The sequence below is a fragment of the Bradyrhizobium sp. BRP20 genome (genome assembly GCF_020194215.1).
GTDB lineage: Bacteria > Pseudomonadota > Alphaproteobacteria > Rhizobiales > Xanthobacteraceae > Bradyrhizobium > Bradyrhizobium yuanmingense.
In genome coordinates this window covers 1-11,876 of record NZ_JADYVY010000042.1, presented here as the reverse complement: position 1 = coordinate 11,876, position 11,876 = coordinate 1, and the positions used below count along the sequence as shown (strand labels likewise).

The window sequence follows — 11,876 nt, the reverse complement described above, 5'->3', positions numbered from 1 at the left end:
GAGGATCGACGAGACGCAGCGGTTCCGGCAACCAGCCCGAACCATCGAGAAGACGTTCGGCCTCTTTGGCCATGTCGGCCTTCTTCAAGTGGGCGATCAGCTGCGCGGAAGATTCTCCCCTTGCTTCTCGCACGGCTTCCAGAATGCGAGGCTTGATGACCCCGCCAAGATAGTTGTCGACGGTGGGTCGCCAGCCGGCCTGCACCATGTCCAGCCCGACCGCGCGCGCCAGCACATTGGCCTGGTCGAGACGCGCGCGAACACTATGGGCGGAGACACGGCCCTGATCGTAGTGGTTGGCTGGCTCGTAGAGAGCGTTGACCGCAAATGACGCACAGTGAGCGAACAGGGACGCCTGAGCGGCACCGTCGAGAGCTGTGAGCGCATCCCACAGGTCCTTCTCGCCTTTCGGCAACCGTGCTTTCCAGGACTCAGGCGGCGCCTCGACGGTCTTCGCGGACGCGCTCTCCCTCAGGCCGGGGGCTTGAGCGGGGAAGGTCGGCGTGCGAAGTCCGATCTCAAGGGGACTCCCCGTCGACGAGAACCCGTAGAAGGCAGTCAGCACGAAATTGTGCAGCACCGCCTGGAACGCGATCGCCGGATTTTCCGCCAGCGCATCGCGCAATGCCAGTGTACGATGTGCGGTCAACTCGGTGATCAGCCGATCCGGCAAAGGTTTGGCCGCGTCCTCATCATCTTCTTCAGTGTCAGCAGCGCTACTTGCGACCGCGATGACGTGCGCTGAATGGAGCTACCCTCCTTCCCCTCGACCGGCTGCGCATCGGTGCCCTGCCTGACGTCAGAATCGATCGCGGACATGTCGTCCTCCGACCGAACATAGCCCCGATCCACCGACAGGCGCCCTTCGGAATCGATGCTGACGAAGACGCCAGCGCGGACGATCTCGGCCGGCTCGTAGATCATCGATCGGTGTTCGAATGCGAGCAGTGCCGCTTCGATCTTGCCGAGCCGCTGGTCGACCTCATCGGGCTGTTCGTCGGCATCCTGATAATCCGATTCAAGCTTGGTATGCTCGCCGTTGGGTGCGTCGATGGTGGCCTGCTCCTCCGGGGTGAGATCCATAGGTTTGCCCTCGAGTTCGCGGAGGCCGTTGGTATGGCCGTAGGGGAAATCGACCGCCACTGAGATCCAGTTCCAACCCTCGGTTGCGATGCTTTCCGCCTCGAGCTTCAGCTTGTCGGTAACAAGACGGTCCAACAAGGCAAGGTCCTGCAAATATCCGCCATCGTCATGCTCGAACAGATCACGCAAAACGCCGCCGCCTGCCTGTTCGTAAGCCTCGAGGCCCACGAACCGAGGGCGGCGATCGGACGCACGGACCGTTAGTTCGGTCAGCAAGCGCCGGATCTGGTATGGCTCGTCGTAACCCGAACGACTGACCTGCTCCCAGACTTGCTCCTGGCGAACATGATCGGCTGTCACCGAGAACGCCATCAGTTGCTCGAGCGTCATACCGTCATGGGCATAGATCTCGTGCAGCTTGCTCGAAACCGAGGCCAGTCGAAGCCGCGGCTTCACGACGGCCGGCGTCACAAAATGCCACGCAGCGGTCTTCCTCGCTCATGCCACCTTGCTGGAGGCGCTGGAACGCGCGGAACTGATCGAGGGGGTGGAGGCCGACTCGCTCGTCATTCTCCGCAAGCGAGTCATCTTCCGCGATACCCTGGTCCCGAACAACGCACGGAACCGCTTGCGTCTCCGCCATGCGCTTTTGTTTCACAAGCAGTTCGAGGGCGCGATAGCGCCTGCCGCCTGCAGGCACTTCGAACATGCCCGTCTCGTTCCTTTCGGCATCAACGACGGCAAGGACGTTGAGGCTCTGCAGGAGCGTGCGCGCCGCGATGCTTTCGGCGAGTTGCTCGATCGAAATGCCCACCTTCACATGGCGAACATTGGATTGGCTCAGCACCAGCTTGTTGAACGGAATGTCGCGTGAGGGCGACAGGGTGATCTTCTGGACGGCCTTCGTGCTGTCGAGTCTCCACGACGGGCAGCCGCGAGCCTCTCTCTCGGCCTTCAACCCGTCGCGAAAACGACCCTGCCCTCTCACTCGCTTACCCGCGGTGGCCGAGGAGACCCTCACGCTGCCTCCTGTTCCGCTCTCTCCGTCGTCATGTCGCCAACCTCCTCCGGCAAGAACCCAAGGAGATAATCCGCAACCTTGCTGGCTTGCGAGGCAGCTCGCACAATAGCACGATTGTCCTCTCGCAGCACCTCAAGCCAGGAGCCGATATAATCGGCATGTCGCACCGTCGGCACGATGCCGAGCGAGGCGCATCCGAATGCGGATGATATCTCCGCGATCAATTCCTCAAAGGCATACTTCTTGCTTCCGTAGCTTCCCGACAAATCGCGATTCAGACGCGATGTATGGCCGCTAGCATGCGCCAGCTCGTGAAAGGCCGTCCGATGCCAGTTGATCGGCTCGAAATAGGCTTGTGGTGGCGGTACCTGCACATAATCTTCTGCCGGCATGTAGAAGGCGCGGTTGCCGCCAATGCGGAAGTCGATCCCGGTCGCCTTGATCAGGTATTCAATCTTTGGCTCGATCAGGCCAGGCGGCGGAGGTGGCGTCGTTGCGATCTCCGAAGGCAAGCCCTCGCACTGATCGATATTGAAGACCGTGAACCGCTTGAGGAACGGGATGGCCTGCGCTTCGTCACCTGTTTCGCTGGCGCGCCGCTTTTCGTCGGCCGGCACAAAGCGGTCGGCATAGACGACGCTCGTGCCGCGCTCGCCCTTGCGGACGTGACCGCCGAGCGAGAGCGCCTGACGGAAGGTGAGCCAGCTCTGACTGGTGAATGCGTGTTCGGTGGCAGCCCCCCAAAGGATTAGGACGTTGATGCCGCTGTATTGACGGCCAGTGGCGGCGCTTTTCGGCATGGCCAATGACGCCGCCGCCGCCGCCGAACCCCAAGGCTGCACCCACGGGACGCGGCCGGCTTCAAGCTCGCCGATAATTTTGTTGGTGATTTTGTCATAAAGGCTGGTTCGGTCCTCGCCGGCGCGTGCCCGAAGATAGTGTCTGGACATAACGGATCTCCGCGACGGGCGCCGCGAGCCTCTCTCGCAGGTTGTAACCCGTCACGGCAAAACCCGGCCGGCACTCTCACTTTAACCTTCTTCAGGCGAAATCGAGGCCGCGCGATTCGCGAGAGCTCCTCACCCACACAAATGACAGAATGCGAAATCTGAGACGCGCTCCGTCTTTCGTTCCATTCTTCGGGATGGCCTCGAGGTGCTTTAGGGCCGCAGGCCCCACAGGCGTGCGCCAAGGGCGCATCGCCTTGACACAAAAGGCACCCGGAGAGCGTGAGCATAGCGACCCGAAGGGCACGCGGGTCCGAGTGCAGCGACGAGACCGGTTCAATAGCGGCACCCGGGAACGGGGCAGTGATAGCGATCGCCGTAGGCGAGCCGCTTTCCCGAGTGCCCCCGGCGAGGAACTCCCCAGGCCTTGCGCGAGGGATCGAAGCCGGATGGCCGAGACGCAAAGCGGCTCGGTTCACGAGAGCCCGGTGCGGCGGAAGCCGCACGCGCAAAGCGGAAAAATCCGCTAGCCTGAAGATCTAGATTTCCTCGCGCGCAGGCGTCTGCGCGTCATAGATCCTGATTTGAAGCATGGGAAAACGTTTCTTTAGTTCTTCTCCACCTGCCCTGGCGCCGTCTCTGGTTGCAAATTCGGCTTTGAGTCGGCCATCCACTTCGAGTGCGTAACCAGAGGCCGGCGGTTCACGGGTAGCTGCAACCATTTCATTCCCATTGCGTAGTGAGGGGCTTAAAATGATGGGTAACGTGAGTCGCCAAACCGCGCTAGTTCCACTCCCCGAGCGCGGTGATCGGCGCACCATGTGGATTGACGCTTCGCCGTGCCCAATGGGCACTGGAGATCAAGGCGCGCTGAGCCCCGGCCGTCCTTGAATACGGCGACGGTGCGGGTATCGGTGGACGTACCCTCCCTACCGAAAGGGCGAGGGCATCCTTGTTGCGCCACATGCGTGGGTTGGAAAAGTAGCGGACAGGCGCGCACCGTGCACTCTCGCACTAGTCAGCTTCTCGAAAGCCAACCGTCCTAGAATTCGAAGCCGATCTTTAAGGGCCAACCGAAGAGGGTTTGTTCTCATAGGAGCAAGGGAGAGCATAATGGATTCCAATCGGATAAACGGTGCCGGCTTGCCAGAGTTCCCAACGGGGTACGCCCGCTCACAGGAGGATCATGAGCTTTTCAGACAAGCTGTAAACGACGTCGGGCGGCCGCTCGCCGCTGTACCGGCAAAGCCCCCGATTTGGAGTTCGAGCGCTCCATACGGGAACTTTGCACGCGATGGCTACTCCTGGAACAACGATGTGTGGGGCAGTGGTGCCGGGCCTCAGACCATTTCAGTGTATGGACCGAACCGGTGGAGCGTGTGGTCGAACCAGCCTCGAACTGGTGGCATCAAGAGCTATCCGCATGAGGCCGTCCATATCGGGAAGCCGCTCAGTGCAATCAACACCTTGAGCTCGACCTTCAATCAGGACGTTCCTAACAGCGGCGCTTGGGACACCGCCTATGATATTTGGGACAGTTCAAACCAGCATGAGATCATGATCTGGACAAACTACACCGGAAACTCGGACGGTAGCGGCAACGTTAAGCCGATTTCTTATCATTATCGGCAGGATCCCTCCGGGGCGGCGATCCCGGTCTACACTAACGTCGAGGTGGGAGGGACGACCTGGAACGTGTTTCAAGGGAACAATGGTCACAACGTCATCTCGCTGGTGCCCACTTCGAAGAGCAATAGCGGGACAGTGGACATCAAGGGCATCCTAGAGTGGATCAAGTCGAAAGGCTACTTCGGCGACATAAACGTCGGTAGCGTCCAATACGGCGTCGAGATCACCTCGTCCCCAGGCGGAATGGACTTCAAGTTCAATAACTGGACCGTGACCTCAAAGTGAAGATCCAGTTCTGTTCGCCTCGGTCCCGACGCCGCCGGGCCGACGATCGGGATTTAAATTCCATGCGCATGGGCTGCGGAGACTGAAGCAATGCCTAGCAATGCGCTTGACAAGCTGCCCCAGCTCCTAACTGCCGCGTTAAAAGACTTCTTCGTCGAACATCGAAGCCCGTAAATCGGGGCGCCCGGTAGCGGCACTCGGGAAAGGGGCTCGCCTCTCGGCGATCGCCATCACTGCCCCGTTCCGCCTTCGGCGCGCGCCACCCGTGGGGGGCCGGCGTTCCCCTCATCGCATAGAACGAGAGGATCCATCCTCCCTTCAGCGTGTCGCCGACGGTCACCTTTGCAGCAGGTGACGCCATGCGATCAATCCGCGGCGACGCCTGAGGCTTCGGCCTCCGGCTCCCATTGCGCAATGTCGGAGGCGATGACTTGACCTATTATCGTTTCGCAGAAATCGGGGCCGACTTATTACATTTGAGACGAACGCGTCAGAGCCGCCGATCCGAGTATGAGGCATGGAGCATTGCTAAACTGCGGTGAAGTTTTACCAGGAAGACCTGAACGCGCCGGCGCCGGGCGAACGGGATCGTATCTGTGAGGGACAAACGCCATGGCAAAGGGTAAGGGCGAGAATTGCACAAACTAAGCGCCTCAGTTCGCGCGCGACGGATAGCTCGCAATCTTGCAAGTGAGCTGCCAAGTTCGACCGTGTTGGTCTCGGCTAATTGCTGCGCTCGCTGCTTAGCCGCCTCCTCACCAGCGCAGCCTTACGCAGTGCACTATATTCCCGTCGGGCTGCGCTGCGTGCATGTCTTTGGTGGAGGTCGTCATCGGTCATGCTTATCTGATCGCGACCAGCGGCCGGCGTATTGCCTAGTTGCAACGTTCCTGCATGGACATCGCTCGGATCTTATTCCCCGCCAGTTGCGCTCGACGATAGCTATAATCAATTTTTCAGTGGCGATCAGAGCCAGCTCCATTTTTTCCTTAACAATAGTCGACGTATCTCGACCGATACTGTCGAGGTGGTTCAGGGCCATCGCTTTGAAACTATGGGCTAGGCGCTCCTCGGCATCGTCACGTGCATAGTCTACAATAGTATCCAGGTGGGCGACGATTTCAGGCCGTTGCTCGGTCGGTTTTGGTCCGTCAAGCAACGTTATCGCTCGAATAAAGGACTGCTCAATAGGGATCATATCAGGTTTCCTTTGGACTGTGGTTGGAAGCAGTGATTCCAGCTCGCACCGTTGGTGAAGATTCAGCGGAAAGGCGGGGACTTCAAGCGGCTTACCGCTCCGAAAAACGGCCAGCGCAGGGGTGATTCGGCGCTCGCGCCCCCGAAAGCACTGTCCCTACCACCAGCCGTCGCCCTCGGAGTTAGCAAGGCTGGCCACCTCGGCCCCCGAGAGGCTGAACTCCCAAAGGGTGCTGCCAATTATCGCGGAGAAGGACTGCAAGGCACCTACCAGGATTGGTCGGCCGATCTCGTGTGGTCCGCGATTAGCCGGCTGGTGGGGTATGGGTCGTGGCCATGTGTCCACTCGATTCTAAATTGGTGGTTCTCCCTTTGAACGAGAACCTAAGCGTCGTGCCCTGCCTTTCCGTTCGCTTGGACGGCATCGACCGCGGCGCGGATTGCCTCCTTCTGAGTAGCGTATGGGTCGGCTATCGTCGCTCGCATTCATTTTGGCCGCGCCGTGGAATCATACGTGGTGGCTGGCTCACGCAATCTTTGCTGGCGCTCTGCAGGCCGGTCGCCGACAGACGGCAGCCTCGCGAGCTGAGGAAGAAGGCCTGGCCTTTTTGGGAAAACACAGTATCGCCTTCAACCGCCAGACCGGGACACCGCATCAAGTACGTGAAGGTCGACGCCGACACCGACAACGAGGTACCGAACGAAGACATCGTCGGGGCTACGAGCTCGAGAAGGGTCAGTACATCTAGGTCTCGAAAGAGGAGCTCGAGGAGATCGCGCTCGAATCGACACGTACCATCGAGATCGACGAGTTCGTCGACCGGCCCGACATCGATCCCCGCTACCTGATCCGCCCCTACTGCCAGCGCCCGGACGGCAAGGTCGGCCACGACGCCTTGGCCGTGATCCGCGAGACCATTCGAGAGATGGACAAGGTCGCCATCGGCCGGGTGGTGCTGACCGACCGCGAGCATATCATTGCGCTCGAGCCGATGGACAAAGGCCTTGTCGGCACTCTGCTGCGCTACCCTATGGCGTGCGCAGCGAGCTGGAATGCTTCGACGAGATCCGTCAAGGACTTGCCCCTCTGCAGGGCGGCGGCCACGAATTCGGGCTCCCAGAGCGCTAGCACAACCGCTCATTAGGTTGGCGGCATGACCCAGCTTGAGCCGGATCCCATCGCTGCCATTTTCGCGCGGATCGAGGGCGACGCCTATGCCGAGTTCTTGTCCGACGTCAGCGAAAACGGCGTGCGCGAAGCAGTCGGCGTGTTCAAGAGAAATATCCTCGACGGCCGCAATCGCTATCGCGCCGCCGTCGAGACCGGCGCCGATTGCCCGACGCGCAACTATTACGGTGACGATCCGCTGGGATACGTCATCAGCCTGAATTTGAAGCGTCGACACCGACAACGATCCGAGATCGAGATGTTGCTCTCTCTCGGAGAGATTTAATCGCGTTAGGGCTTCTTCTCGAATTCGAGCGGGCCCACGTCCCGTTCGGCAGCCCAATTTTCAACCCTCTGGTCTACGTCATCCTCCGCATGAGCTGAATCTGCCACGTCATAGACTGTGAGCACTCCGTCCCACTGCGTCCGCCGAGAGCCAGCGCGCGATGTGTGCGGCGCGGGCAGCCGAACAGTTCAGGCAGCGACAGGGGACGGCCGCGCAGAGCAAGGCGGCGGTGGGACGGTGGGACGGCGAGGTGGAAATCAGACGCCTCCACGCGGATACGTCCCTGTCATATGATGGTCGTGCTGAAATGGTCGAGCAGCTTCGGGCAGGCGCAACGATCACCGCGTTTCCAACTCCTATGGTCGCCACCTGGCGATAGCTTCTTCGTCAGCTTACCGACAGGTAAGTGCTTCAGAGGTTACAACGTATCGGGTGGACTAAGTCTACACAGTCCTGGCAAGGGAGTATGGAATGGATCCTTTTGAGGCAGGACAGATTCTGCGCGCCGATGGGATCTCTTCAGACGAACAAAAGGGGGCAGGAGCGGAGATCCACCCTGATTCGCTCCAATATCTCGAGCTCAGCGACAATCAATTGACGAGTCTGCCGGAGGGCTTCCCCGCTATGCTCCATACTTTCGCCGTTAGGGGCAACCAGCTAACCAGCTTACCTGAGGCGCTCCCGCCCGGGCTCGTGCTCCTCCTCGCTAACCATAGCCAGCTAACCAGCCTACCCGAGAACCTACTGACGCATTTGAGCATGTCTGGAGATCCGCTGCCGGAGCAGGTGCTGACGAACCTGCATACAGGCTCGATTTCGTGACCACCGCGGGGTACCACCGATTCGGCCCGCAACGCGCGGCGAGCATCAGAACAGCGAGGCAGCCATGGTAAAACCGTTCCCGTCGAAGATCCATATCGGCAACCATATGCTGCATCCGGAAACCCTGATGCTGACCTATGGCTATGATCCGCAATTGTCGGAAGGCGCCATCAAGCCGCCGGTGTTCCTGACCTCGACCTTCGTATTCAAGACCGCCGAAGACGGCCAGGACTTCTTCGATTACGTCGCCGGCCGGCGTGAGCCGCCAGAAGGCATGGGCGCGGGCCTGGTCTATTCGCGCTTCAACCACCCCAACAGCGAGATCGTCGAGGACAGGCTCGCGGTCTACGAGCGCACCGAGAGCTGTGCGCTGTTCTCCTCGGGCATGGCGGCGATCGCGACCACGATCCTCGCCTTCGTCCGGCCCGGCGACGTCATCCTGCACTCCCAGCCGCTCTATGGCGGCACGGAAACGCTGCTGACGAACACGCTGGCGCGCCTGTCGATCGGCGCGGTCGGCTTTGCCGACGGCATCGATGAGGCCTCCGTCAGGCAGGCCGCGGAGGAGGCGACGGGGAGGGGGCGGGTTTCGATGATCCTGATCGAGACCCCGGCCAATCCGACCAACGGCCTCGTCGACATCGCGATGATCCGCCGCATCGCCGATTCCGTCGGCAAGGCCCAGGGACACACGCCGATCATCGCCTGCGACAACACGCTGCTCGGCCCGGTGTTTCAGCGGCCGATCGAGCACGGCGCGGACCTGTCGCTGTATTCGCTGACGAAGTATGTCGGCGGCCACTCCGACCTGATCGCGGGCGCCGCACTCGGATCGAAGGCGATCATGAAGGGCATCAAGGCGCTGCGCGGCGCCATCGGCACCCAGCTCGATCCGCATTCGTGCTGGATGATCAACCGCTCATTGGAGACGCTGAGCCTGCGCATGGAAAAGGCCGATGCGAATGCGCGCCTGGTCGCGAGCTATCTGCGCGACCACCCCAAGGTCGCCAGGGTTCATTATCTCGGCCATCACGAGCAGGCCTCGCCCTCGGGGCGGGTGTTCGCGAGACAATGCCTGGGCGCGGGATCGACCTTCTCGTTCGACATCGTCGGCGGGAAGGAGGCGGCGGTGAAATTCCTCAATGCGCTGCAAATCCTCAAGCTGGCGGTGAGCCTCGGCGGCACCGAGTCGCTCGCGAGCCTGCCCGCGACCATGACCCATTCCGGCGTTCCCGCCGACATCCGCCAAAAGATCGGCGTGCTCGATTCCACCATCCGGCTGTCGATCGGGATCGAGAACCCGTCGGATCTGATCGCGGACCTCGCCCAGGCGCTGAATGCGGCTTGAGCGGGGGGATCAAAGCGGATTGGACGCGCGCGGCATGCCGACATGATCGCCGCGGCAGCCTCGCTACTCTGCGCAATAGCCCTTGCTGGATGCGTTCAGCAGGGAATCGCCGGCAGGCCCGTCATCTCACTCGGCTTCGAGCCATTTGGAGACGGCGCGACCCGTGGGCCAACGACGAAACCAACTCCCAATTGCCGCCTGATCCCGTGCCCGACCGCGATCACCGTGCTCCTGCTTTGCATCTGGTTGGAGCAGTTCAGCCTCGACTCAGTTATGGTCCTCTGCTTCCTTGCAATCACGATGGTTTCGGCCGGCGTCGCCGCCCCCCTCAGCCTTCGCCGGCTCGAGCGCCATTGGAGCGTCTTCAGCCGCTTCGCGCACCGTGCGCCAGACGTTCTCCGCCGCCAGATCGTGCTTGTCGGCCTCTACAGGGGTTGATCGGGTTGGCACTAACTGATGATCTGACCGGCACCCGCGTCCGTCCTACGGAAGGCGGTTGCTGGAACCTATCGGAGATCGCCTTCGCGGTAGCGTGCAGTTGCAGGTCGAGATCAGGCGCGGCTACTACATTGGCTTACCGAGGAAATGGTTTAAGCGAACGGAAGCCGTATGACGCTGAAGCGGGCCTCGGCAACCGGCAGTTATGCACGAACATCGTGCAATCAGCGCAACAGCAATGATACGCTCAAACGGCACCCGCAGGATCACCATTCCTGCACGAAGCCGACGACTACGAATAGCGCAATAGGAGCGCTGCTCTGCTCGCTGCACACTCTTTCGACGCTTGGCAACCGTTATGACAGGCGAATAGGACAGGCGAACCGTCAAATTTTAGCCGGCTTCTTCATCGATCTCGCGGCCGCATTGGTCTGCGGTTGCACGCGTTTCCCAGTAGCCGTCCGGATTGTCAAGTGTCGGAACAGGGTGTTTTCCTGTAAGAACACCGGCTGAGGGATTTCATACTTAAACTGTCTTTTCACTAAATTCCGGTGGCGAGGCCGCGGGACTGCATCGTCTCGCGGCCCCATTGATTTCCGCTGTTGACGTCCGGGCGAGTTCCTCCACCGAATTCCGACTCTTTACTCCAGAAGGGATGAGCGCTTCGATCGCCCGTTGGCATTATCGGGCCGTCGGCAATTCCTCGCTGGACAGCATTCCGGAATATGTTGTCGTGGAGTGCACACGACTGGTGCCAACCTGATCGACAGCAGCGACAGCGATCGTACGAAAACGCGCTCCGCATCGAAACGAGCCGCAAGACCCGCGACTTGTTGCAGGCGCCCTGTTGCTGCACGGACGGGATACCTGCGTGACGCAGCGCGCGGATGTTCTCCGCGAGCTTGGCGAAGCCTTCCCCGAACATGAGGCGGCAGGCTGTCCGCCCATTCTATTCCACGACTAGGAGACAGACGCGGAAGGACCGCAAGTACGTATTAATGCACGTCATTCCGGCTGAAAATGCCCCGTCGGCTACGGCCGCCGCCTGTGCACGAGCGGAACCCAGTCCGGGCTTCGGCGGCCACAAAGCCGGCGAGAGGTGGACTTGCATTGCGCGAAAGGTCATCCCGTGTACTTGGTGCGCTTCCAGCGTGAGACAGAGCAGGACCAGCATCCCTCGTGTGTTACCCACGCGGAAGCGGCCATCGTTCGGAAAGTCATGCGCCGCCATCCGCACGCCCTCTCGCGGCCGTCATCGGCAGTCGCCAAAGTGGCTGGGCGGCCCCCCTACTCGCCCCGACAAATCTCGGCTGGCCTGAGAATCCGCTAGCGATGTGAAGGTTGAGTTCACATGATAGAGTAGAACAAGCAGGAGGATTGCAGCAATACACGAAGTCAAAGGCATTCCGTTGATGCGCCGCTTTACCACCGGGGCGACGAGCAGGGCAGCGCGTTTCTTAACTGCCAAGCCATAAATATCATGTTCAGCATCACAAGGGACGCGACTCGTCCACTGCCAGAGGAGCTAGGGCTCGGACTCAATTGATCCAATAGGCAACGATGGCGGCGAGATGGACGGCAGCCAAGAAGTTCCTGGCTAGTTTGTCGTAGCGAGTTGCGACACGCCTGAAATCCTTGAGGCGGCAGAAACA

At 60.6% G+C, this 11,876-nt stretch carries 7 protein-coding genes and 4 pseudogenes; 7 read left to right on the top strand and 4 right to left on the bottom strand.

Features of this window, described 5'->3' with window-relative positions; genetic code table 11:
* Together I6F33_RS37285 and I6F33_RS37280 are read right to left on the bottom strand one after the other, a co-directional pair.
* Positions 1 to 2,041, bottom strand: a pseudogene (locus I6F33_RS37285) (ParB/RepB/Spo0J family partition protein); the annotation flags it as partial.
* Between the two features lie 59 nt (positions 2,042 to 2,100).
* Positions 2,101 to 3,054 (bottom strand): ArdC family protein, encoded by a 954-nt coding sequence (locus tag I6F33_RS37280; RefSeq protein ID WP_225145748.1) that lies wholly within the window; start codon positions 3,052 to 3,054, stop codon positions 2,101 to 2,103.
* Positions 3,055 to 4,164: 1,110 nt separating this feature from the next.
* On the opposite strand from I6F33_RS37280, the gene I6F33_RS37275 reads away from it, so the two are divergent.
* The gene (locus tag I6F33_RS37275; protein WP_225128634.1) at positions 4,165 to 4,965 is read left to right on the top strand and encodes a glycosyl hydrolase; all 801 of its coding nucleotides are present in this window, start codon (positions 4,165 to 4,167) and stop codon (positions 4,963 to 4,965) included.
* 829 nt (positions 4,966 to 5,794) lie between these two features.
* Here the strand turns inward: I6F33_RS37275 and I6F33_RS37270 are convergent.
* Entirely contained in the window at positions 5,795 to 6,163 is a 369-nt protein-coding gene (locus I6F33_RS37270) for a hypothetical protein (protein ID WP_225145747.1), read from the bottom strand.
* A 644-nt stretch (positions 6,164 to 6,807) separates the two neighbouring features.
* Here I6F33_RS37270 and I6F33_RS37265 point away from each other — a divergent pair.
* The 6 genes and pseudogenes from I6F33_RS37265 to I6F33_RS38735 form a co-directional block, all read left to right on the top strand.
* A pseudogene (locus tag I6F33_RS37265) lies at positions 6,808 to 7,234 on the top strand (Ku protein); the annotation flags it as partial.
* 82 nt (positions 7,235 to 7,316) lie between these two features.
* A complete protein-coding gene (locus tag I6F33_RS37260; protein WP_225145746.1) occupies positions 7,317 to 7,616 on the top strand; it encodes a hypothetical protein in 300 nt (99 codons plus the stop codon).
* 471 nt (positions 7,617 to 8,087) lie between these two features.
* A complete protein-coding gene (locus I6F33_RS37255; RefSeq protein WP_225145749.1) occupies positions 8,088 to 8,438 on the top strand; it encodes a hypothetical protein in 351 nt (116 codons plus the stop codon).
* Positions 8,439 to 8,502: 64 nt separating this feature from the next.
* Positions 8,503 to 9,786: a cystathionine gamma-synthase family protein gene (locus I6F33_RS37250; RefSeq protein ID WP_225145745.1), complete on the top strand. Its 1,284-nt coding sequence runs from the start codon at positions 8,503 to 8,505 to the stop codon at positions 9,784 to 9,786.
* Positions 9,787 to 9,984: 198 nt separating this feature from the next.
* Positions 9,985 to 10,224, top strand: a pseudogene (locus I6F33_RS37245) (nickel/cobalt efflux protein RcnA); the annotation flags it as partial.
* Between the two features lie 1,099 nt (positions 10,225 to 11,323).
* Positions 11,324 to 11,554: a DUF3141 domain-containing protein gene (locus tag I6F33_RS38735; RefSeq protein WP_225145744.1), complete on the top strand. Its 231-nt coding sequence runs from the start codon at positions 11,324 to 11,326 to the stop codon at positions 11,552 to 11,554.
* A gap of 208 nt (positions 11,555 to 11,762) precedes the next feature.
* Here I6F33_RS38735 and I6F33_RS37235 read toward each other — a convergent pair.
* Positions 11,763 to 11,876 (bottom strand): annotated as a pseudogene (locus I6F33_RS37235) (IS5/IS1182 family transposase); the annotation flags it as partial.